General features: G+C 57.4%; 16 protein-coding genes. 8 read left to right on the top strand and 8 right to left on the bottom strand.

The features are described 5' to 3' along the window. Positions 1-462 precede the first annotated feature (462 nt). The gene (locus P4L78_RS15125; RefSeq protein WP_309328682.1) at positions 463-1,188 is read right to left on the bottom strand and encodes a response regulator transcription factor; all 726 of its coding nucleotides are present in this window, start codon (positions 1,186-1,188) and stop codon (positions 463-465) included. Next, positions 1,161-3,224 (bottom strand): PAS domain S-box protein, encoded by a 2,064-nt coding sequence (locus P4L78_RS15120; RefSeq protein WP_309328681.1) that lies wholly within the window; start codon positions 3,222-3,224, stop codon positions 1,161-1,163. The genes P4L78_RS15125 and P4L78_RS15120 overlap by 28 nt, the downstream gene beginning before the upstream one ends. A gap of 725 nt (positions 3,225-3,949) precedes the next feature. Between P4L78_RS15120 and P4L78_RS15115 the strand changes: the two genes are divergently transcribed. The 6 genes from P4L78_RS15115 to P4L78_RS15090 all read left to right on the top strand — a co-directional run bounded on the left by P4L78_RS15115 (position 3,950) and on the right by P4L78_RS15090 (position 9,488). Further along, positions 3,950-4,780, top strand: a complete 831-nt coding sequence (locus P4L78_RS15115; RefSeq protein WP_309328680.1) for an alpha/beta hydrolase — start codon at positions 3,950-3,952, stop codon at positions 4,778-4,780. 95 nt (positions 4,781-4,875) lie between these two features. After that, the gene (locus P4L78_RS15110) at positions 4,876-5,550 is read left to right on the top strand and encodes a hydrolase (RefSeq protein WP_309328679.1); all 675 of its coding nucleotides are present in this window, start codon (positions 4,876-4,878) and stop codon (positions 5,548-5,550) included. A gap of 73 nt (positions 5,551-5,623) precedes the next feature. After that, positions 5,624-6,157: an antibiotic biosynthesis monooxygenase gene (locus tag P4L78_RS15105; protein WP_309328677.1), complete on the top strand. Its 534-nt coding sequence runs from the start codon at positions 5,624-5,626 to the stop codon at positions 6,155-6,157. A 99-nt stretch (positions 6,158-6,256) separates the two neighbouring features. Then, positions 6,257-8,107 carry an amidohydrolase gene (locus P4L78_RS15100; RefSeq protein ID WP_309328676.1) on the top strand — a complete coding sequence of 617 codons (1,851 nt, stop codon included), beginning with the start codon at positions 6,257-6,259 and terminating at the stop codon, positions 8,105-8,107. A gap of 17 nt (positions 8,108-8,124) precedes the next feature. Next, complete coding sequence (locus P4L78_RS15095) at positions 8,125-8,550, top strand: DoxX family protein (protein WP_309328675.1); 426 nt, start codon at positions 8,125-8,127, stop codon at positions 8,548-8,550. A 323-nt stretch (positions 8,551-8,873) separates the two neighbouring features. Next, positions 8,874-9,488 (top strand): tyrosine-type recombinase/integrase, encoded by a 615-nt coding sequence (locus P4L78_RS15090; protein ID WP_309328674.1) that lies wholly within the window; start codon positions 8,874-8,876, stop codon positions 9,486-9,488. A 201-nt stretch (positions 9,489-9,689) separates the two neighbouring features. Here P4L78_RS15090 and P4L78_RS15085 read toward each other — a convergent pair whose 3' ends face one another. Continuing rightward, positions 9,690-13,010 (bottom strand): PAS domain S-box protein, encoded by a 3,321-nt coding sequence (locus P4L78_RS15085; protein WP_309328673.1) that lies wholly within the window; start codon positions 13,008-13,010, stop codon positions 9,690-9,692. Between the two features lie 612 nt (positions 13,011-13,622). Between P4L78_RS15085 and P4L78_RS15080 the strand changes: the two genes are divergently transcribed. Then, the gene (locus tag P4L78_RS15080; protein WP_309328672.1) at positions 13,623-14,090 is read left to right on the top strand and encodes a hypothetical protein; all 468 of its coding nucleotides are present in this window, start codon (positions 13,623-13,625) and stop codon (positions 14,088-14,090) included. Between the two features lie 145 nt (positions 14,091-14,235). Here the strand turns inward: P4L78_RS15080 and P4L78_RS15075 are convergent, their stop codons facing one another. Next, a complete protein-coding gene (locus P4L78_RS15075; protein WP_309328671.1) occupies positions 14,236-16,575 on the bottom strand; it encodes an EAL domain-containing protein in 2,340 nt (779 codons plus the stop codon). Positions 16,576-17,312: 737 nt separating this feature from the next. On the opposite strand from P4L78_RS15075, the gene P4L78_RS15070 reads away from it, so the two are divergent. After that, on the top strand, positions 17,313-18,554 hold the full coding sequence (locus P4L78_RS15070; protein WP_309328670.1) for a PAS domain S-box protein: 1,242 nt from the start codon (positions 17,313-17,315) through the stop codon (positions 18,552-18,554). Between the two features lie 1,187 nt (positions 18,555-19,741). On the opposite strand, the gene P4L78_RS15060 is transcribed toward P4L78_RS15070, so the two are convergent. From P4L78_RS15060 to P4L78_RS15045, 4 genes are read right to left on the bottom strand one after another with little or no spacing between them, the layout of a single operon-like run. Continuing rightward, positions 19,742-20,020, bottom strand: coding sequence for a DUF971 domain-containing protein (locus P4L78_RS15060; RefSeq protein WP_309328669.1), 279 nt, complete (start codon positions 20,018-20,020; stop codon positions 19,742-19,744). Continuing rightward, a complete protein-coding gene (locus P4L78_RS15055) occupies positions 20,017-20,988 on the bottom strand; it encodes a HEAT repeat domain-containing protein (RefSeq protein ID WP_309328668.1) in 972 nt (323 codons plus the stop codon). The genes P4L78_RS15060 and P4L78_RS15055 overlap by 4 nt, the downstream gene beginning before the upstream one ends. A gap of 1 nt (position 20,989) precedes the next feature. Beyond that, positions 20,990-21,841, bottom strand: a complete 852-nt coding sequence (locus tag P4L78_RS15050) for an ABC transporter ATP-binding protein (RefSeq protein ID WP_309328667.1) — start codon at positions 21,839-21,841, stop codon at positions 20,990-20,992. Further along, complete coding sequence (locus tag P4L78_RS15045; RefSeq protein ID WP_309328666.1) at positions 21,838-22,680, bottom strand: ABC transporter permease; 843 nt, start codon at positions 22,678-22,680, stop codon at positions 21,838-21,840. Before P4L78_RS15045 ends, P4L78_RS15050 begins: the two co-directional genes overlap by 4 nt.

Here is a 22,680-nt window from a genome sequence, read left to right as displayed (position 1 = left end):
GCCCCCTGTTGGGAGGCTTGAGCGGCAGCTATCGGGATCGACTGTTGCAAATGGTCATGATGATCAGCGCGGTGATCACATACGAACAGCGTCGTGATCAGGAATGGCAGATTGGGTGCTCACGAATAAACAGATTTCGCAGTTGCGGATTCTGGCGGACATGACCACCTCTTCTGATCACTCGTGCTCACTTCGCTGATCGGATATGCACACCACGCTGGTTACGTGAGCAGCGTTAAAGGTCGGCTGTTAATGGCGCCCTACGATTATGCAAACGCAGAAACTTCTGCATTGCGGTCGTTCGCTCGCAATACAGCTGGAGTCCGATCTGAATACAAAAACGGACATTCTCCGGTATTTACTGCCAACACGTTTTAAGTAAAAGTACACATCGATGCAACCAACTCCTTCGACTGCGTCCACGTTCGGGCGCTGCGGAAGCCGCTATGCAGCGGCGTACACCTAGATTTGCACCAGACCTCGCCGACTAGCGACGGCAATCGCTTCAGTTCGACTGAGTACGTTTAGTTTGGTGAAAATTCTGCGCAGATGTGATTTGACCGTGGTCTCACTGACATACAGATTGACGCCGATTTCCTTGTTACTCTTGCCGCTAGCTAACAGAACTAACACATCCAGTTCGCGGGCGGTCAGCGCTTCACTGCTCATGCCAATCGCCAGCTTTGCAACCACCGTGGCTGGAATGCATATTGCCCCCGCGTGCACCTTGCGAATACATTCAAGTAGTTCCTCGCGCTGCACGTCCTTCAGAAGGTATCCCCTCGCACCTGCTTTGATAGCACTGGAAATATCGGCATCCGTATCAAAGGTCGTCAGCATGATGGCGCGGGCGGTTGCGTCGTGCCGCCGGATCTCTTCAATCGCACCGACTCCATCCAGCAAAGGCATCCGCAGATCAAGCAAGCAGACATCGGGCTTGTCCTCCCGCCACAGTTTTACTGCGTCGCGCCCATTGGCCGCTACGCCAATGACGACCATATCAGGCTGCCGACTTATCATGGAACTCAGCCCTTCACGTACTACGCAGTGATCGTCGGCGACGAGGATTCGTATCTTCGTCTGCTCCGCAGAACAGGCTGGTGTTACGTGCACGGGAGACGTCGAGATACCTGCTGCGCGGCTGGTCTGCCTCTTCCCGCTCATCGCCGCTCGCTCGCGTTCAGACATGGCCGGGCCTGATTTGGAAGCTCAATCAGGATCGCAGTGCCCGCGCCGCTTGCGCTCTGAATACTTATTGTCCCCCCCATACATTCAACCCTTTCTCCCATGCCGATCAAACCGAAACCGTCATTCTGACGCCCAAGATCAAAACCAGCACCATTGTCATGGGCGCGCAAATGAATGGTTCCGTTATCAAAGATAAGGTGCATGGAAAGATGATTGGCGCGCGAGTGCCGCAAGGCGTTCGTCACAATTTCCTGGGCGATACGCAGCAGGTTCTCCTCCCATTCCGGATTCAATGTCCGAGGTTCTCCTTGTACAACAAACTCCGTCCGCAGTCGTGTGTGTGTGGTCATCTTCCGGATTAAACCGCGCAAGGCTTCGCTCAAACCCTGATCTTCCAATGCCAGAGGCCGCAAGGCCCGAACAGAGCGGCGAGCCTCTTGCAAGCTCTCGCGAGCGAGATCCCTTGCGCGCATCAAGTGCTCTTCCGCTGCTTTCTCCAACCCCATCGCGCGTGCATCAGTCGCAGCGTCGAGTTGCACAATGACCCCCGTGAACCCCTGCGCGAGCGTATCGTGAATATCACGCGCCATGCGATTTCGCTCCGCCATGACAGCGGCTCGGCGCCCCTGTGCCGAGAGCCTTGTTAGTTGCAAGGCAAGCATGGCCTGGTTCGCCAAAGCTTGCGCCAACTCCATTTCTTCAGTCCGGCACTTGCGCTTGGTTGCGAACCGGATGCCAATCACACCCTCGACACGCCCAGCGATTGTCATTGGCACAATCAGAATTGATATCACGCCCAGCGACAAGACATGCTCACGCCATGGAAATTCGGTTGCCTCGCGGATGTCTGACAATAGATATGGCCGAGCACTTGAAAACACCTCTGGCCACGGCCAGACATCTTCAATCCTCAGCGCTTGCTGGACTGCCACCATACCGGCCTCGTCCTTGGTGAACAGCGCAGCATTTTCATAACCGAACTCAAATCCAACCAGACCGGTCTGCTCGTCACGACGCCAAAGACTGCAACTGTGCGCACCCAACTGTTCAGTGATCGTACTCAATACGTGCTCGACGACTCTGTCTGGTACGGATTCCCTTGCAAGTGCATCCAGCGTGCGAGTCAGCGCTTCCATCTGCCCGCGCGCAAAGCGCTCGGATGCCAGCAAAGCCTCAGCTGCCTGCTTGCGTTCCGTTATGTCGCGCAGGATGATCGTGAAAACCGGCTCACCGTGGTGATCAGTTCTGGAGATTGATACCTCAGCGGCAAACCCACTACCATCCTTGCGTAAACCGACAACCTCTCGGCGCGTGCCAGCACCCCGATCAACTGTGGATGATCCGGAAAACTGTTCTAGCTGAGCACTGTGATCGTGTGCGAGGTATTGTGGCAGGAGCAGTTCCAGCGGCTGACCCAATACCTCGGGCAGGTAGTAGCCGAAAGTCTTTTCGGCGCTCTGGTTGAACATCGCTATCCGCTGGCTTGCATCGACGGAAATGATTGCATCCTCAGCGATCTCCAGAATGCCTTCGAAGGTTGCCTTGGTGGCACTGATGGCGTCCAGTGAGCACTTTTTCTGGCTGACGTCCATAACGGCACCTATTAATTCGGTGAGTCGGCCAACATCATCGCGAATTGCTTCTGCGCACACCTCCAGATACTTGATGGCCCCGGATGGAAAACACAATCTGCACTCAAAGCGGAACTCCGTTTCACTCCCGGATAATTTCTCGCGAAGCAGGTGTAAGTCCTTCGGATGAATCAAATTACGCATTATCTGACCGGTCAGTACACTACCCGGGGCGATTTCGAAGATTCGGCATACCTCGTCCGATAAGGTCATTGTTGCACTGGCCGCACTCCAGGCAAAGGTGCCCGACAAGCTCAGGCGCTGGATGCACTCCAGCAAGGATTCACTGCGCCGCAGTTGATCCTCAGACGGGGTTCGCTCGATGGCGACTGTTGCCAGAGGCGTAATCTGTTTAACGATGTATCCATCTTCCTGCGAGAGATTGTCGATCGACCTGTCATTCAAAACGGGCTCTCCTGGCTGGCGTATGACTGGACGTCCTGACGCCATACGTCTCGTATAGCGCTACTGCTACCAAAAGCAGGCACGCAACCGTGTCTGGCAGCTCCGACTTTCAGACTTTCCCTACCGTCTCCCTTCCGGGGACTACCCCCTCTCAATGCATGAATCGATGCACAAGAGTGATGTCAACAATCTGGCATCTACCGTCTCAAATATCCACCCTATTCAACGCATCCCAAGATGGGAATCGAGGCGAAGCAATTGCAGTTCCCGCTCGTGCGCCACTTGGAGAATTCGCTCGGCAGCGTGCTGCCGTTCAATCCATTTGCCTCCAACGCGGATTACCGTCCGTTCGGCGCTTGCTTTTGCATAGCCTCGTTCGAAAGAGGGAGATCGACCTCCTACTCTTGCACCAGGCCAAATTCAATCAAAAGGGCAATGGCGCACACGGTGCCACCTGAATATGCTGATGGCATTATCTGACGTCAATATAGGACATATTCTTACGGCAAACGACACAATGATTGACAGTCATCCAACCTTGGGTACCAACCTTAGCCCGAAGGGGTGTTCGATGCGCGGCCAAGACAAGTACATCGCCTCACCCACTCGACGGCGCGTTCTGCAAGCGGTTCCGATGCCTTGGCCGCCGTTTTAATCTCGAGCGCAGACGCCCGCAATCCGCAGGCCGATTGCAAACATTCACCCAATAGAAAGGAACCGCCAGCATGGCTAGCAACTTCATCACTACGAAAGATGGCTCGCAGATTTTCTACAAGGACTGGGGTGCCGGTCAGCCTATCGTGTTCCATCATGGCTGGCCTCTGAGCTCGGACGATTGGGATGCGCAGATGTTGTTCTTCCTCGCTAAGGGTTATCGCGTCATCGCCCACGACCGCCGCGGTCACGGACGCTCGACCCAGACAGCTACCGGTAACGAGATGGATACGTATGCCGCCGATATGGCCACGCTCGCACAACACCTTGATCTGAAGAATGCAGTACACGTCGGGCATTCCACCGGCGGTGGTGAGGTTGCACGCTACGTCGCCCGATACGGCGCCGGCCGCGTCGCGAAGGCGGTATTGATCGGAGCGGTACCACCAATCATGGTCCAATCCGAAAAGAACCCGGGCGGACTACCGATTGAGGTATTCGACGGCTTTCGCAAGGCGCTTATCGACAATCGCGCCCAATTCTACCTTGACGTGCCATCCGGCCCTTTCTATGGCTTCAATCGACCGGATGCGAAGGTAAGCCAGGGGGTCATACAGAACTGGTGGCGGCAGGGCATGATTGGTGGCGCAAAGGCGCAGTACGACTGTATTAAGGCATTTTCCGAAACCGACTTCACGGAAGATCTCCAGTCGATCGACGTGCCGGTGTTGATCCTGCACGGTGACGACGACCAGATCGTGCCCATCGCGGACTCCGCCCTACTCAGCGCCAAGCTCGTCCGCAAGGGGACACTCAAGGTCTACCCGGGTCTCCCGCACGGCATGTGCACCACCAATTCGGAGCAGATCAACGCCGACCTGCTGACCTTCATCCAGAGCTGAACGACCCGTTGCCGGAAGGAGGTGGGGGGTCCCTTTGGCATTCCTTTGCACCTCCCCCGCCACGGCGCGGCACAGAACGCGTACAGGAGTTCAATATGAATGCGTACCAGAAACTTTACACCCCACAGGACTGTGCGGTCGTCTTCATCGACCACCAGCCGCAGATGCTGTTCGGCGTCTCCAGCACAGACCGTGCGACGCTCATGAATAATGTCGTGCTGTTCGCCAAGGTTGCCAAGGAGTTCAACATTCCCACGGTATTGACTTCGGTCGAGACTGAATCCTTCAGTGGCTACGTATGGCCGCAACTGCTCGATGTATTCCCTGGTCAGGCCGTGGTGGAACGCAGTTCGATGAACTCGTGGGATGACTCGGGCTTTCGCCAGGCCGTCGAAGCTACCGGACGCAAGAACATCATCCTGACGGGCCTCTGGACTGAGGTGTGCGTCACCTGGCCCACCATCGAAATGCTGGGCGCGGGCTACAACATCTACGTCGTCGAAGACTGCTGCGGTGCCACTTCGCCGGCAGCGCAGGAAGCGGCACTCTCGCGCATGGTACAGGCAGGTGCGGTACGTCTCACCACTATCCCTGCATTGCTTGAATTCCAGCGCGACTGGAAGAACAGGGAGCACTACGACGCGCTCATGGGCATTCTGAAGCAACATGCCGGCGCGTATGGCATGGGAATCGAGTACGCCTACACGATGGTGCACAAGGCACCGCAGTCTGCACAACAGCCGCAGGTGGTGCCGGCCAAGTCGCATTAATTCTGTCGCCCGCCTCGGCGCATGTGGAGGCGGGCATTCCAATCATGAGAAACCGCTTCCGCGAGCCTGGACCATGCCCATACACGTTGCTATTACCCGCCGCGTTCGACCCGGACGAGAAGCCGAATTCCAGCAAGCCCTGCATGATTTCATCGCAGCCTCGTTCGCACACGGTGGCGTATTGGGTGCCAACATGGTCGTGCCCTTGCCGGGTTCGGATGGACGTGAGTATGGCGTCTTGCGCAGTTTCCGCGACGAGCGCGAGCGCGACGATTTCTACCGCTCGCCCTTGTTCAAGGAATGGAACGAGCGCGCCCGCGCCTACACGGAAGGCGAACCGGTCAGACACCCACTCAACGGGCTGGAAGCATGGTTCCGCTCGCCTAGCGGACCACCGCCACGATGGAAGATGGCCCTGCTGACCTGGATCGCGGTATGGCCGATAAGCATGGCAGTGCCGGCAGCCCTGTCTCCATTGCGCGAGAGCCTGCCCCACGTCATCTTTGCGGGTGCCGTCGCCCTCGGCATCGTACTGGCACTGACCTGGGCTGTGATGCCAGTGCTGGTAAAAATGACGCACTCCTGGCTACACCCGGGAGCGTCGTAAACAGTAGCTAAGCGACCTCCCCGCCATCGGCATCCGTCACTGAACGCTGATAACCCACAAACACTGAAGCCCGAACGCCAACCCCTGAGGAATCCCGCCATGCCCGCCGACCTGATCCTGCATAACGGACGCATCCACACCGGCAACCGTCTGGCACCTGCGGCCACCGCAGTCGCCATTCGCGACGGCGTATTTACCGTTGTGGGCGACGAAAACACGGTCATGGCTGAGCGCGATGCACATACGCAAGTCGTTGACCTGCAAGGCCGGCGCGTGACTCCCGGCCTCAACGATTCGCACATGCATCTTATCCGTGGTGGTCTCAACTACAACCTCGAATTGCGCTGGGAGGGCGTGCCATCGCTAGCAGATGCATTGCGCATGCTGCGCGAGCAGGCTGCCCGCACGCCCAGCCCGCAATGGGTACGCGTGGTGGGCGGCTGGACCGAATTCCAGTTTGCCGAGCGACGCATGCCGACGCTGGACGAGCTCAATGCCGCCGCGCCCGACACACCGGTGTTTGTATTGCATCTCTATGACCGTGCTCTGCTCAATCGCGCCGCGCTGCGCGCAGTGGGCTACGGCAAGGAGACACCCGCGCCGCCGGGCGGCGATATTCAGCGCGACGCCTCCGGCGAACCGACCGGCATGCTCATTGCGCGCCCCAACGCATTGATCCTGTACGCCACGCTGGCCAAAGGGCCGAAGTTGCCGCTTGAATACCAGGTCAATTCGACGCGGCAGTTCATGCGCGAACTAAATCGCCTCGGCCTCACCAGTGCGATTGACGCCGGCGGTGGCTTCCAGAATTTTCCAGATGATTACGCTGTCATCGACCAACTGGCGCGCGATGAGCAGCTCACCGTGCGCATCGCCTATAACCTGTTCACGCAGCGCCCGAAGGAAGAACTGGAAGACTTCCAGAACTGGACCAGCAAGGTTACATATCGTCAAGGCAGCGATTTTTACCGTCACAACGGTGCGGGCGAGATGCTGGTGTTCTCCGCTGCAGACTTCGAGGACTTCCTTGAACCGCGCCCCGACCTTGCTCCGCACATGGAAGCCGAACTGGAGCGTGTCGTGCGGCATCTGGTCGAGCAGCGCTGGCCGTTCCGCCTGCATGCCACCTATGATGAATCCATAAGTCGCATGCTCGACGTGTTCGAGAAAGTCAACCGCGACACTCCTTTCTCCGGTTTGCCATGGTTCTTCGATCACGCCGAGACGATCACACAGCGCAACATCGAACGCGTGCAAGCGCTCGGCGGCGGCATTGCCATACAACACCGCATGGCCTTCCAGGGCGAATATTTCGTCGAGCGCTACGGCGCAGACGCCGCACGCGCCACACCGCCGATTCGGCGAATGCTCGACGCCGGATTGCCGGTCGGTGCTGGTACCGACGCCACGCGTGTGGCCAGCTACAATCCCTGGACCTCCCTTTACTGGCTGGTGGCTGGCCGCACCGTCGGCGGCCTCACGCTATATGACGAGAGTAACCGCCTGTCGCGCGAAACAGCACTTGAACTGTGGACGGCCGGCAGCGCCTGGTTCTCGTCCGATCAGGGCCGCAAGGGCCGCATCCAGGTGGGTCAGCTTGCCGACCTGGTAGCACTTACCGCTGATTATTTCAGTGTGCCCGAGGAAGCAATCAAGGACATCGAGTCCGTGCTGACCGTAGTGGGCGGAAAGATCGTCTACGCCCGCGACGAATTTTCCCCACTCGCACCGGCGTCACTACCGGTGCTGCCGGACTGGTCGCCGGTCGCACGTGTGCCCGGGCACTACAGCCGTCACTCCGCGCAGAAATACGCCGCACTGCCGCATCAATGCAGTGGGCCGTGTACGGTACACGGCCACGGACACGACAGAGCGCGCAACGCAAACTTGCCCATCTCCGACTTCACCGCCTTCTGGGGTGTATTTGGTTGTTCATGCTGGGCAATTTGATCCAACGGAGCAAGTGGATGATTTCGTTTGTAGAATACGGGCCCTCTTTGATCGCCGGCCTGACACTGCTGGCACGGCTACTGTTGTCGCTGGTCTTTCTCGACAGTGCATGGCACAAACTCAATCACTGGCAAGACAGCGTCACGGAGGTCCGGGCTTTAAAGTTGCCCCACCCCCAACTGATGGTCGCGCTGACCATCACCGCGCAAGCCCTTGGAGGGCTGGCGGTGGCCACCGGCGCAGGTGCCCGTGTCGGTGCGCTGATACTGGCCGGTTTTACCCTGCTGGCGACCTTTCTTGGACACAACTTCCTGAAGCTCGCAGGCAAAGCCCGCATAAATCAGGAGACGACCTTTCTGGAACATATGTCCATCGTCGGTGGCATGCTCATGCTTGCGGTATGCGGCCCAGGTGCATGGAGCCTTCATATCCTGTTCGAATGACGTGGACTGCCCCGGGTTCAGCAGACCACGCCAGCATCGCGCTGCAGCCTATTCAAAGTCGTCTGAACTAACGCGCCCAAGAACCGGGACAATGACGCATACCAGTCCCAGAGCAGACATGCAGAGCTGAGTGTGTGTAAGACCGCTTTGGCCGAGTTGTGCGCATTAGCTTTTCGGCCGGTCTCGAGCAGAAGGATGCCATTCAACTGAGGCTAAAAAATGCCGGCGAACTGCGGCGATTCGCGACCACCCAGCATCCTGTTGCGCAGGCATGTCGCACACGTCAAACAATCAGACTCCGACCAACAACCAAGGAGTCTGTCGTGGAAACCATCAACAAGCGTGAAGTCTGGAACAAAGGAAAGCTCGTCGGCCAGAAGCCGCCCCTCAAGCCCAAGGACATCTGGGCCATCCGCATCCACTTACAGAATCGACATGCGGTGCGGGACCTCGCAATGTTCAACCTGGCAATCGACAGCAAACTGCGCGGCTGTGATCTCGTCGGTCTTCACGTGCGCGATATTACTCACGGCAACCAGATCCTTGCCCGGGCCATGGTCATGCAGCGGAAGACACAGCGGCCGGTGCAGTTCGAACTGACTGAGCCCACCAGGTCAGCAGTAGCGGCCTGGTTAGAGCAGGTTCACTTGCGAAGCGATCAGTATCTTTTTCCAAGTAGGGTGGGCAACTCTCTCCACATCTCAACACGCCAATATGCCCGGATCGTGCATCAGTGGGTCGACGTAGCTGGACTGGATTCGTCCGCCTATGGCACACATTCGATGCGACGTACGAAGGCAACGCTAATCTACAAGCGAACGAAGAACCTGAGAGCGGTTCAGTTATTGCTTGGACACACAAAACTGGAAAGCACGGTGAGATACTTGGGCATCGAGGTAGACGACGCACTGGAGATTTCCGAGCAAACGGAAATCTAGCCCCGCATTGGCGGTCGTGGCAGAGCCTACATTTGGCTTGTCACGACCACTCCCTTGCATACTGCATGCGCACTACCGTCCGAGAGCCGATTCAGGTGAGTTCCAATGTCCGTTGAAATGACCGCTCTCATCTGAAACTAGCCGAACTGGCGACGCGTACATCTCGGCCGAAGCTGCCAAATAAAGATCAATGATCTTCCTTCAGCTACGCTTCGACGAGCGGCCATCCACGGGCATAGTCACCACGCCCTGCGGGTGCACGATATCCTGTTCTGCCGGTTGTGGTGCCAGAGCAGTAAAGACCTCCACGGCGTTCTTGCCGCCTTTCTTGGCCCGGTACATGGCTTCGTCGCCAAAGTGCAGCAGATCGCGCAAGTTGTCCGCCTGGTCCGGGTACATCACCACGCCAATGCTCGACGAGATATCCAGTGTCACACCATCGTCCATGACAAACGGCTCTTCAAGGACAACACGGATTTTCTCGGCAACCTGGATCGCATCGTCAACGTTCTGGATAACTGGCAGGAGAATGATGAATTCGTCGCCACCGATGCGTGCGGCGGTATCCGACTCGCGCAAAACCAAGTCCATCCGCGCTGCGACCTGCTTCAGCAACCAGTCTCCGGCCTGATGTCCATGCTGGTCATTGACCGCCTTGAACCGGTCCAGATCCACAAACAGCAGTGCCAGCTTGCGCTGTTCCCGCTGCGCGAGCGCGAGTGTCTGGCCGAGCCGGTCTTCCAGCATCCGGCGGTTGGGCAACCCGGTCAGCTGGTCGAAGAACGCCATGTTCCGGATCACTTCCTCGGCCACCTTGCGCTCGGAGATGTCCATCATGACGCCGACCAGTCCCGCCACATCACCCGCGCTATTCCGGAATATCGCCTTGCTTGCCAGGACATCGCGCAGTGATCCGTCCCCATATTGCACCTTCGTTTCGTACACCTGTGTGCGTGGGTTGTTAAAGAGTTCGTTGTCGGCCTTGAAGTAGATGGGGGCCAGCTCTGGTGGCCAAAGCTCGAAGACTCCCTTGCCGATTACCTCCTCGCGCGACTTGCCGGCATACTCCTCGAACTCGGTATTGCACATCAGATAGCGCCCGGCGCGGTCTTTGGCAAAAACCGGACTGGGCATGGCATTGACGAGAGTTTCCATCAGCATCAACTGGTCGGAGAGTTGTTCCCGGGCCTGATGCATCTCGTTCTCCGCCGCCTTGCGCGCGGTGATGTCCCGGGTGCTGCCCACAATGTGGGTCGGCCTGCCCGTGCTGTCCAGCATGATATGGACCACCACCTCGACCGGGATGAAGTGGCCATCCTTATGCCGGACTTCCAGCTCCATGCCGAATAAACGCGCGGTCATGTCGCCTTCGTCGATACGCCGGATATGTACTTCCACGGCATCGCGAAATACGTCGGTCTCCCCGGGTGTCAGCGAACGGGCCAGAGAATGACTGAGAATCTCTTCCTGAGTCCAGCCGCGCAGCCGTTCCACCGAGGGGCTGATATAGCTGTAATGCAGGGCAGGATATTGAATCACCCAGACCACGTCATTGCTGTTTTCTGCCATCAGGCGATACAGAGCCTGGCTCTCCCGCAAGGCTTCGGCCAGGCGCGCGCGCTCGATGACCATCTGTGCGAGCCGGGCGTAGTCGGCCAGCAAAACGAGATCATGAGCATCCGGTGCGGCCGGTTCCCGCTTGTACAGGGTGAATGCGCCGCGAATGTTGCCCTCACTGCCGGTAATGGGTTGTGACCAGGATGCACGCAGCCCGAGACCAAGTGCCGTTTCACGCCGAGCGCTCCAACAGGGATGGGTGGCAACATCCTCCACAATGACGGTTTCACCACTGCGAACAGCCGCCGTAGACGAACCGTTCATCTCTGCGATTGGCAACCGCACGGTTGCACCCAACCACTCCTTTGGTAAATTGGGTGCGGCACAGCCAGTTACCGTCTGGCCATCGTCAGCCACCAGGAAAATGGCGCATGGCATCCCCGGACGATACTCATCAATGATGCGCGCCATGGTGTCCAGCACCTCGGGCAGGGAGGCGTTCTGGTCCAGTTTCTCCAGCACCTGGTTGTTCAGCAGCAGGGAATGGTTGTGCGCTGCCAGTTCTTTCTCTGCAGCCTCACGGGCGATGGTCTGTTCATGCAATTCGGTCACGTCGGTCGAAATACCGATCAGGGACGGTGGTTGACCCGGCAGTTGCACCGGCACCTTGATCGAGGCGAAGTGAACGGTTTGGCCATTGGGCATGGTAACGACTTCCATGTCGCTGTGCTTCTTGCCCGAGGTGATCACCGCACGATCCATCTCATTAAATCTCTCGGCGGTTTCCTGCGGCAGGAATTCGCGTTCCAGCCGACCGATGAGTTGGTCGGCTGGCATGGCAAAGTGGGCTGCAGTCTTGGCGTTGACGTACAGGAGACGCCCCTCGATGGACTTGAAATAAACATTGGCGTCAATGCTGTCGAGGACCAGATCCAGCAATGCGCGCTGCTCGCGGCTCCGATGGAAACCCCCCAGCATCAGCCACTGCAGGAGACACAGGCAGGCAAACGCCACCACGGAGAAGGCTACCTGGATGCGCCAGTTGAACAGGTACTCGTTCTTGCTTGCTGCGACCACTTGCAGCCACTGGCCATCGTGCTGTGGCATAAGCACGGCAAGGCGCTCCAGTCCGTCAACCGGAGATCGGTAGGATTTCACGTCCGGTCCATAGCGTGAAGCTTTAAAATCCGCCGCGCTATATGGCACTGGGTCCATGTTTCCCGGCTGGTTTGTTTTTTCAGCATTTGCATAGCGGTATATGAGCCCGTACGAATGGCCATCAAGAATGGACAGTACCCCATCCTTGCCCAGATCGAAGCCCCGCGCCGCATCAGTGTTGAGCAGCGCCGACAGGCTGCGCAGACTGGTAAAGCTGACCACCGTGCCAAGCGCATGGCCATCCAGAGAGGTGACCCGCCGGTACATCGTAATCCCGCCCCCGCCCAGTTCGGGTGCTTGCGGACGGGAAACAAAAAAGGAGTCCGACTCGGCACCGCTATCATGAAAAGCCTGATAACGCGGAGAATCTTTGAAGGAATGTGCCGCCAGCACGCCTGGCGACATGGCCGATGCCAGCGACACGTGAGCGTCAACGGCGATGATATTCCCCGTCGGATCCAATACGGCGATGGCATCTACCCATCGCTGTTTCAGTTCATTTTGCAGCAGGGCGTGTACCAGCGGGTCGTTGCTGCCAATACCCCTGGCCTGTATGGCCTCACCGACCGCTGCGAGCTGATAGTCCAGCGTGGCCTCAAGCTGCTCAAAGCTGCGCCGATGCATTGACGACACATTTTTAAGGCTCCGCACCACCCCCGCTTCAATCCAGTTGTGCTCCAGGTACAGGTAGGTAGCCGCGCAAGCGCCTTCGACCAGCAGCACCAACACCAGTAGCCCGCGTTGGGTAGCCAAGCTGGAGAGTGACGAATGGACAAAAACACGCAGACGCGCAGCGGAAATACTCATGAACTCATCCTGTTAAATCCGGACCGGTACCGAGCGCATCGGGCAGTGATCAATAAACGAGTGAATCCAGTCAATTGCCTGGGCACTTTTGCTGGTCACCAGTCGCGTCAGATCCCGTTGATTGTGATGCATTGTCTTCAGGTTCAGCGTTCAACCGGGAAAGTGTAAGGTTGATGGGCAAGGCGTCACCACAGACCGATAAGTTTTTTTAACACTTAAATTAAAAATTTGCCCACTCATATGGTTTATAAGGCATTCCGGGAAAACGAGATTGAGCAAGTCTGCGCAAAACATGGAAATACTGCGAAGCAGAGATCACCCACAGGAAACCTTGCCTCTTATGCTGTTACCCCGGCAAGTCAAACTGGCTGCACGGGAGTGGCGTCAGATTGGCGATAACAGACGCTGCGCTCTCCTGAGCGATCTCGCACACCGCCACCTTGATCATTGTGCGGAACCTGGTCATTCATGAGCACCTTCTGTCGCGCTCCTGATCGCCGCAGTGTCTAATCATGACCGACAGCAAGGGTCGATCCCGATAGCTGCCGCTAGAGGCTGACAGTCCATCGGCTGATTCTCGGCGCAAGCAGTCACTCGAACCTTTGAATTCGAATGTCCATTCTCAGCACGAAATGCGGCCCCTCCTCTCATCGTTCCAGCTTTACCGGTACTGTCAAACTGACATATCCGAAGCGGTCGTTGGCTTATCTATCTGTACGCTCGACCAAGCGGACGGTTCTTGCAGGACAACGGGGCGTAGCAGCCGGTCCATGGCTGCGTATCCAACGCATGTCGTTGCATGAGCAGTTGAAGCTGGATACGGGCTCCGTGCTGCAGACCTCGCATAACCCCAATGCCGGTGGAAGCCCCATCAAACTGTCTACACCCCCTCCCGATGGCTTGAGTAAGCATCTGCGCCAAGTATCCGGTGTTTATTCACAGGCTGCAGGCAAAATGACAACGAGGTCAATCGAGGCCAATTCGCTAAAAAAATGGAATGGGTCGCCTGCATTGCTGGGCGGCGGCCTGGCGCGCAAGTCCTCCCCAGGCCGATCCGGTCAGTGCCGCAGCGCTATTTAAAGGGTGTGATCGCAGTACTGTCTGCTCGTCATGATTAGTGCCAATGACTATGTTGATCGCGGCTGCTCATCTTCAGGATAATAGCCCATGCACAAATGGCTCCACGTCGCGGGCGTCTATCGAGGTCCGGACCGTCCAGACCGGATTACCGTGTATTAATAGTCTGCAATTCAACCTCGCACCATTCGACAAATTCCTCTGCTGCTTTCGGCGAACTATAGAGGTAGCCCTGGATATCGTCACACTGCTGGTCGCGCAGGAACTCTGCTTGCTCTCTGGTTTCAACGCCTTCAGCGACAACCTTGAGCCCCAGCCCGTGAGCCAGAGAAATCGTGCTGCTGACGATCGTCTGGTACTTGGGCTCATTCATACGCATCACAAACGAGCGATCTATTTTCAAAGCGTAAATGGGTAACGTCGCCAGATATGCCAGCGACGAATAGCCGGTGCCGAAATCGTCGATAAAGATACGCATGCCCTGTCTGGCAAATTGCTCCAGCACTTGGCGAGCGCGCTCGGGATCGCTCATCAGCGCAGTCTCGGTGATTTCCAGGTCAAGCGCACTCAGATCAGCGCCGGTTCGTTCCGACAACGAAGACACGAAGTCAAAAAAATCGGGATCGAGCAGATTTTGTGGCGATATGTTGACGGCTACGCGCATTGGTTTGTTTGCATGCTGCCATGTCGCCACCTGCCGCGCCGCCATCTCAATGACAGCATAGGTGAGAGGCTTGATCAGACCAGTCTGCTCAGCCAGCGGAATAAACGAGGCTGGCGACACCGCGCCGTGTAATGGATGGAACCAGCGTACAAGTGCTTCGGCCCCCGTGATGACGGCAGGTGATTGGGCGCTGACCTTGGGTTGATAGAACAGGACTAGTTGGTCAGTACGGATTGCCTGACGCAGATCCGACAACAGCGTCAAGCGCTCTGGACTTTCGCGTTCGGATTCGCCGCCATACAGATTGTGAATGACGCCCTGTGACCAAGCCTGCCGTGCGGCGATATCAGAACGCCTTACCAGCGCGTCGGGGTCGGTTGCGTGTTCGGGATAAACCGCAGAGCCCGCAGATATCTGGATATCCACTGGAATGCCAGCGTACTCATATGGGACTTCGGTAATGGCTTCGATATACCGGGGAATTGCAGCCAGGCTCTCGACATCGAGCGGCATGATCATCGCGAAGGCGTCTCGCGCCACGCGCGCGATAAAGTGCACTCCTCCGGTGACCGCAGAGACCCGTTGGGCGAGTTGCCGGACAATTTCGTCTGCACCAGCCATACCGATCACGTCTTGAATGTCGAGCAACCGTTCGATATGCATGGTGACCAGGGCAAATTGACCCCGGTTCGCCAGCGAGCGGCGAATAACCAGTTCCAGGCTCGATACCAGCTCAAGAGCATTTGGCAGATCCGTAGCGGTATCAAAACGCGCCAGTCGCTCTACACGCTCTTCCGCACGCTGGCGCTCCTGTTTCGAACGTTGGGTGAGTATGCCGAACGTGAGATTACCGGCCAGTTCTTCCAGCAGCGCGACTTCCTCTGGATTGAAAATGTGCGCCTGTGCGGCATGAATGGTCAATGCGCCAAAGGCAATGCCGCCATCTGTGAGCGGAAGTGCCACCGCTGAACGTGACCCCAACGCATAAATTTTCTCTTGCCACGGCCCAAGGTCCAGTTCTTCCGCAATATCCTGGACAAGCTGGGTTTGTCCTGTGCGCAAGGCCTTGCCGGTAGGGCCGCCTCCCTGATGATCATCGGACCAGCTGATTGGCACACCATCAAGCCAGCCGATATTGGCGCCATGGCGGGCCGCAATATGCACGGATTTCGCGTCGTCTTGCACGCGGAAAGTGATCCAGGCCATCAGGTAATTTCCGGCCTCGACGATCGTGCGGCAGGTTTCATCCAGCAGCGCTTCTTCGCTCTGCGCAAGAACGATATTCTTGCTGCAGCCGCTCAGCACGCGCAGCGCCCGGTTCAGCCGGAGGATTTCGGCTTTCGATGCCATGGAGGCAGCCATGCGGTCCACCATGGCTGCCAACTCCCCCACCTCGCTACCATCTGCAACCATGCCTGTTCTGGCAAGGTAATCACCTGAACTCAGCTTGCGTGCCGTTTCCGTGATCACAGAAACCGGCCGGATAAACAGTCGATCCCCGACGAACCAGACCACCAGGAACGATACCAGGGCAAGACCCAGCCAGAGCGCGACACCACTCAGTAGCTGATGGTCCGCTGCAGCGGTCACTGTATTCTTGTCGATACCCGCCCAAAGATAGATGGGTCCACCGGAAGCGTAAGTAAATGGCGTGAATGCGTACAGCCTCAACTGACCATCCAGGCCCGGTTGCTCGCCGGTGCCTTGACCGCCGTTGGCCAGGATGTTCTGAAAAAATGCCGTTTCTGAAATTTTTGTTCCGACCATGCGCGCTGGGTCAGGATAATGCGCCAGTACATTTCCCTGGCTATCCACGAGACCCATGCGGGTTCCGCCCTGCAGACTGGCTTCGCCAAGGCGACGACCAAACCAGCCCAGATCAAGCGAGGCCATCAAAAGCAGGGATGGTGCTTGCGCTCCAGTGCGGATTGCGATGCCGATCGGCAAAATGCGCTTCCCATCCGTGGTCGAGATGGTGACGGTTCCAGCCAGCACATCCGGTTCGTTCAATACAGCGCCGGCAAATGCGCGGTTTTTTGCAGCGTCGAACGCGGCTGCTCGGCCGCTGCACAGTACTGATCCATCGGCCTGTATCAGGCGAATATTGTCCAGCGCCTGGTTGCGTTTGAGAAAACGCGCCAATGCCTGGCTGCAAAGATCTGTCCGGGCAAAGGTCGTGGGGTCCCGACCAATAAACAGAAAAGTCGCCAGATCTCGCGTTTCCTGAACGATACCCGACTGTTGATCTGCTACAAGGGCAGCCTGCGTGCGCAAGGCCTCCAGCGCTTTGGCAATATCAGCGTCCCGCCGCTCTATGGTGCGATAGCAAATCGCCACAACCACGTAGAGCAGTATTACTCCGAGAAGCAAAGCGATCCGCAGACGCAGACTGCTGAAGTGAATACCCAACTAAAATCCTTTATATCCAGTCCATGACACTGCATGTTTGGCTTGCCTGGGCTGTACGCGTATGCTTGCCGCCATCAAGTTTTGCCAAAAGCCTGCATGGCGATTGTCATGCACGTCAAGCCGTTGTGCTTACTGCGTTGCCTGGAAGATGAATGGCCAATCGGACACTCAAACGATTTACGCTCCTTTTGTGGGGCTGCTTCAGTGTATTTGTTGGTTGCATGCTGGCGTTCATTTTTTATGCCCGGGCAGAGAATCAAGTTCGTGTGGCATACGGGATTCAGGTGGAGTCGCTGAAGCTTGCAACCGAATTGCGCCAGACTTCGGAAGACCTGACCCGTATGGTTCGGACCTACGTGGTCACTGGCGACCCCCGCTATAGCGCCCATTACCAGCAAATTCTGGATATACGTGATGGACGCAGCCCACGGCCGGCTGACTACTCCAGTGTGCACTGGGATCTTCTTCCAGGCGCATCCCCGCCCCCTGACACTGTTGCGCCTGCCGCGCTGTTGACGCGCATTCAGTCGGTGGGATTTACCATCCCTGAAATGAACAAATTGTCGGAGGCCAAGCTCAAGTCGGATGCTTTGGTCAGTCTGGAACGGTCTGCCATACAGATTGCGGACGAGGTCCCAAACGAAGCCACAACAGGTAATGCCACCGCGAAACGTCTGGCCGCAATACGTATGCTGCATGACGCAACATACTTACGAGCCAAGGTGGCCATCATGGGGCCGATTAGCGAGTTCAGCCACATGGTAGCCATGCGAACGGCTGCCCAAGTCGATCTTGCACAGCGGCACGCGCGTTTCATGATGTGGGTCTTCATTATTGCATGTGGTGCTCTCGTAACCCTGCTGTGGCGATTGCGTGCCAGTTTCCAGGCAGTCCTTGGTGGTTCAGTGGCAGATCTACAGGCGGTCATGAGCAAAGACCCCGACCCGCATACCCTCAAATACACCGAGACTGAGTCGCTTCTGGGGAGGCTGGCAGAAGTACAACTTACACGCGAGAACTCAGATGGTCAGCGTCGGGAATCCGAGCGAGCGCTGGCAGAGGCGGAGCGTCGTTTCCTCGAAATTGCGGAAGCAGCTAATGAGAGCATCTGTGTGGTGCAGGACGCATTGATCCGTTTTGCAAACCAGGCGCTGTTGTCGCGAATTGGAAGTGAGCAAAACGAATTGATTGGGGTCCCGTTTATCGAACTGGTTTACCCCGAAGACCGGAACGAACTAATGGACCGCTACCGCCGCCGGGAGGCCGGAGAGCAGAACGAAAGCACGAGTACCTTTCGTGTTATTGGAAAGGACGGGGAGGTTTTCGGCGTCTCCAGCCAAGCCAAGCGCTTTCAATGGGCTGGACGCCCAGCAGTCATGTATTTTCTTCGTTAGGATTACGTCCGGAATTTATTTTTTTGAACGATACCGGTTGGCTGGCAATTTTGGGTACGAAAGTACCCGTTCAATTCAAGAAAAACTGGACGTTGACGGTTACGGAGCGCCCATCGTCGGGTCCCCGGCTGTAACCAGCCGTGTCGTTTCACAATTGCGAACGGCAGCTTCGGTCGACGACCAGTCGGTGTCACTTCGTGGCTGGCGGCAGTTCGGCCGAAGCGGTCAGTCGCGACGGCGGTCGACAATGTCGGTTTGTCGCTCAAAAGCCGACTTGTTGCACGGCAATTAGCCAGCGTGCTTAAACCGGTGTCCATTGAGGCCGGGTCAGGCCAGTTTCATTTTGAAAACACACCGGGACGAGGCTTGCTGATGTGAAGGCAGTCTATGAGGGGGCTGGACCGCCTGCCCAGGTGGTCCACAAGTGCGTGGATTTCTTCGCTTGCCAGTCCTGCTGAGCGAGGGCAAAACCGCGCCACGCCCGGAATTATCGAGAATTACCCAAAAAAAATAATTTATCTGAATCGGATAATTTCGGATAAATCGCGCAAGTGCCTAGCTTCGATTTTGAACACCCTTTACTCATCCTATGGGCTTACTGTTTTGCTGCGCCCGCACACAGAGCAACTGCTGGATCGGTATTCGGAGCGTAAGCAAGCAGAACGGGCTGTAGACCTGGTACGTGATTTGTCAACGATTGCCATTCGGTAGCCGCCAATGGTACGCTCGGCCACGATGGTCACGGATTCGTGTGTCGCGTCATCGACAATGGTCAGGCGCTTGATGACTCGCCCTTCGGCTTCGTAGACGGTGTCGTGAGTGAGCCACCTTCGGGGAGTCTGAACTAGACTAGCCCTGACTGGCACCAAACGCGTCAATCCAGTACCTCTACACCTTGGTCGCGACCTTGCGTAGGTAGCGGGCACGACGGAAGAATTGAATCCCACCCGGCGCTCTCAACCGCCGCAGTGCCAACGCAAGAGGATGCAGAGCCGGCGAGGGCTTGTTGCGTAAACTGATTAACTGGTAATACCGGCAGTCTGCCAACCGTTCAAAGCGAAACGCTGGTGACGTCGACGTCAGCGCCGGATCAATCAACGGGATGATCCCGTGATTGTCGTTTGTATCCCTATTCGGTGTAACACACGGCCTCGTGTTATCCGGATTTGTCGCATTGCTGGCGGGCTTCAGTGGTTGATTGCCAGCTTGTAGAGATAGTCCCAAGGAAAGATGCCCCGCTCGTGACCATCACTAAAGTGCAGCTGAATTGCGTAATAGCCAATTAACGTTATATCTCGCACTACCAGTCCGGGCTGGATATCGGGCTTTTCTCCTTGTAACCATGCAGCTTGGCACTCGGTACAACGGCATTCCGCCCGCAATTGCGGGAAACTGAATTCCGCACGCAGATCAGCCCAGCTGACTCTGAGTACTTTCGGGGTGAGTTCCAGTTGCACTGGATTCATGGCGTATCTTTGCGGTTAATGTGCGCCAGGGCAATGCGCGCAGCTTTGCGCACCTCGGGATCCGGATCGGTTTGTGCCTGTAGCAGCGCCGGTTCGGCAGCAGCATCCGCAATTTCCCCCAAGGCAATCGCGGCTTCTTTGCGCAGATTTCCGACTTCATGCTGCAAGGTCTCAATCAGCGCTGGCAATGCTGCACAAAGTCGCAGTCGACCCAACGCGCGCGCGGCCCGCAAGCGCACTTGCCAGTAATCATCACCCAGCGCCGACAAAAGCCCCGTTAGTCCGGCCTGCAAGCGCAGTTTACCCAGCGTACTGGCGGCTTCTTCGCGGACGGACCAGATGGGGTCGGTCAGCGCTGCCAATAAATCCGGCAAGACGTATTCGCTTTCAGCCAAGCCCAACGCACCCGTTGCGGCGCGCCTTACTTCGGGATCAGTGTCATGGCGCGCCAGTTGCCCCAGTGCGGGTAGTGCCGCTTCATGCTTGAGCCAGCCAAGCACGCCCACGGCTTCACGCCGGATCAGCGCCACCGGGTCGGCCAGGCTTTGCAATGCGGCGGGGGCGGCTTCGGCAAGCCGCAATTCTCTGAGCGCACGCAGAACCGCGCCACGGGCAAAATCATTGTCATGGAGCGCCCAGGGTAATAGCTGCACTCCGGCTTCCCGTGTTTTCAGTTCAGATAAACTTTGCGCCGCCGCCATGCGTACCGTTTCTTCCGGGTCTAGCAACGTTTGCACCAATCCCGCAACAGATTGCGGCGTTTCCCAGCCAGCGAGCAACCCGGCGGCTTCGCCGCGCACCTCAGCAGCGGGATCAGCCAGTGCAGCAATCAGCGCCGGCAGATTGTTTTCATCGGCCTCATCGGCCAGTTCGATCAGCGCCACACGGCGGACTGTCGCGTCCGGGTGGCGCAGGCGGATAGACAGTTCGTGCCCGGCAGTGCTTGTGGCGAATGAAGTTTCGGTCATGTCAGATCGCAAATTGCAGTTGGTGAGCGGGTGGCGTACCCAAGGGGGTTAACCGGGGCAATTGGACTTGCGGGTTGTCGTGCCGCAGCAGGTTCAGGCAGTGCCGTTTCAGATCCGCAAAGTGGCTTGAAGTCATGAGTTCCGCTTGGCGCGGGCGGGGAAAATCCAGTGCCAGTGTTTCAATAATGCGGCCCGGACGAGGCCCCATCACCAGAATGCGGTCCGCCAGAAACAACGCCTCGTCAATATCGTGGGTAATAAACAAAACCGTGGTGTGGATGCGGCCCCAGATATCCAGCAGCAATTCCTGCATCTTGAGTCGTGTCAGCGCATCAAGCGCTCCGAAGGGCTCGTCCATGAGTAATACGCGCGGCTTGTTGATCAGCACGCGGGCAATTTCCACGCGTTGCTGCATGCCGCCGGAAAGCTCGCCCGGATAATGCCGTTCGAACCCGCCCAGCCCAACCATTTCGATTAATTCCTGCGCCTTGCGATCCCGTTCGGTCCTGCCGATGCCCTGCATTTTCAGGCCAAAGGCCACGTTGTCACGCACCGATTTCCACGGGAACAGGGTGTGATGCTGGAACACTAGCCCACGCTCCGGGTGGGGTCCGGTAATGGTCACGCCATCCAGTTGCACTTGTCCTTGCGTAGGGGTCAAATGCCCGGCCAGCGCGCCCAGCAATGTGGATTTGCCACAACCTGATGGCCCGAGCAGGCAAACAAATTCACCCGGACTGATGCTGAGTGACACTTGCTGCACGGCCTCAAACGCGGCTGCACCCTGCCCTAACGAAATAGAGAGCTTGTCGATATCAATACGCCCGGGTTGGGCGATGCCTGGCGTGCTCATGGGTGGTGTGCTCCCCTGCGATACCACGGCATCAGCCAGTTACCGGCGGCCCGAATCAACGCGCTGCTGCCCATCCCCAGCCCGCCGATCAACAGCATGCCGACAATGATATTGGCGTAGTTTTGCAACGTATAAGACTCCCACGTGTAGTACCCGATGCCGAACTGGCCAGAGATCATTTCTGCGGTGACAAGGCAAAACCAGCAAGTACCCATGCCAATCGACAGGCCGGTGACAATCGCCGGGGCCGCAGCAGGCACAATGACCTCGGCAAACACACGCAGACGTCCTGAGCCCAGGCTGCGGGCCGATGCAATCAGCCGGGCGTCTACCCCTTCCACGCCGTGTATTGTGTTGAGCAGAATCGGGAACACTGCGCCCACGAAGGTGATGAAAATCATGCTGGCTTCAGACGACGGAAACACCAGCACGGAGAGTGGAATCCACGCTACGGCGGGAATCGGACGCAGCACCTCCAGGGGCGGCAGCAAGCTGCGCTGAGCCCAGGTAAAGCGCCCGATCAATAATCCGGCCGCCACACCCAATAACCCGGCAATGCCAAACCCGGCGAGCACTCGAAACAAACTGGCGCGCAAATGAAACAGCAGTTTGGGTGACACCAGCAGATCGCGTGCTGCGGCAAGTACCTCCAGCGGTTGTGGTACGTTGGCAAAGGTGACCAATCCGGTGCGCCAATGTTGGCTAGCCGCCAGATGCCACAGCAACACGCATACCGCCAGCGAGACCAACTGCGTTGCATGTTTCGACCACGCCAGCTTAGGCCATTTCTGCATTGTGTCGGCAGGCAGGATCGGGACTGGTTTGGCGAGAGAGCTCAT

Source organism: Silvimonas sp. (genome assembly GCF_031291215.1).
Lineage (GTDB): Bacteria > Pseudomonadota > Gammaproteobacteria > Burkholderiales > Chitinibacteraceae > Silvimonas > Silvimonas soli.
Note: the sequence above shows the minus strand (reverse complement) of the source record. Positions and strands in the feature narration are given on the sequence as shown.

Bases quoted from the DNA above. Each gene is read 5' to 3' on its own strand.
- P4L78_RS15125 (WP_309328682.1), bottom strand. From the start codon at position 1,188: ATGTCTGAACGCGAGCGAGCGGCGATGAGCGGGAAGAGGCAGACCAGC.
- P4L78_RS15115 (WP_309328680.1), top strand. From the start codon at position 3,950: ATGGCTAGCAACTTCATCACTACGAAAGATGGCTCGCAGATTTTCTAC.
- P4L78_RS15110 (WP_309328679.1), top strand. From the start codon at position 4,876: ATGAATGCGTACCAGAAACTTTACACCCCACAGGACTGTGCGGTCGTC.
- P4L78_RS15105 (WP_309328677.1), top strand. From the start codon at position 5,624: ATGCCCATACACGTTGCTATTACCCGCCGCGTTCGACCCGGACGAGAA.
- P4L78_RS15100 (WP_309328676.1), top strand. From the start codon at position 6,257: ATGCCCGCCGACCTGATCCTGCATAACGGACGCATCCACACCGGCAAC.
- P4L78_RS15095 (WP_309328675.1), top strand. From the start codon at position 8,125: ATGATTTCGTTTGTAGAATACGGGCCCTCTTTGATCGCCGGCCTGACA.
- P4L78_RS15085 (WP_309328673.1), bottom strand. From the start codon at position 13,010: ATGAGTATTTCCGCTGCGCGTCTGCGTGTTTTTGTCCATTCGTCACTC.
- P4L78_RS15080 (WP_309328672.1), top strand. From the start codon at position 13,623: ATGTCCATTCTCAGCACGAAATGCGGCCCCTCCTCTCATCGTTCCAGC.
- P4L78_RS15075 (WP_309328671.1), bottom strand. From the start codon at position 16,575: ATGGGTCTCGTGGATAGCCAGGGAAATGTACTGGCGCATTATCCTGAC.
- P4L78_RS15070 (WP_309328670.1), top strand. From the start codon at position 17,313: ATGGCCAATCGGACACTCAAACGATTTACGCTCCTTTTGTGGGGCTGC.
- P4L78_RS15060 (WP_309328669.1), bottom strand. From the start codon at position 20,020: ATGAATCCAGTGCAACTGGAACTCACCCCGAAAGTACTCAGAGTCAGC.
- P4L78_RS15055 (WP_309328668.1), bottom strand. From the start codon at position 20,988: ATGACCGAAACTTCATTCGCCACAAGCACTGCCGGGCACGAACTGTCT.
- P4L78_RS15050 (WP_309328667.1), bottom strand. From the start codon at position 21,841: ATGAGCACGCCAGGCATCGCCCAACCCGGGCGTATTGATATCGACAAG.
- P4L78_RS15045 (WP_309328666.1), bottom strand. From the start codon at position 22,680: ATGAGCTCTCTCGCCAAACCAGTCCCGATCCTGCCTGCCGACACAATG.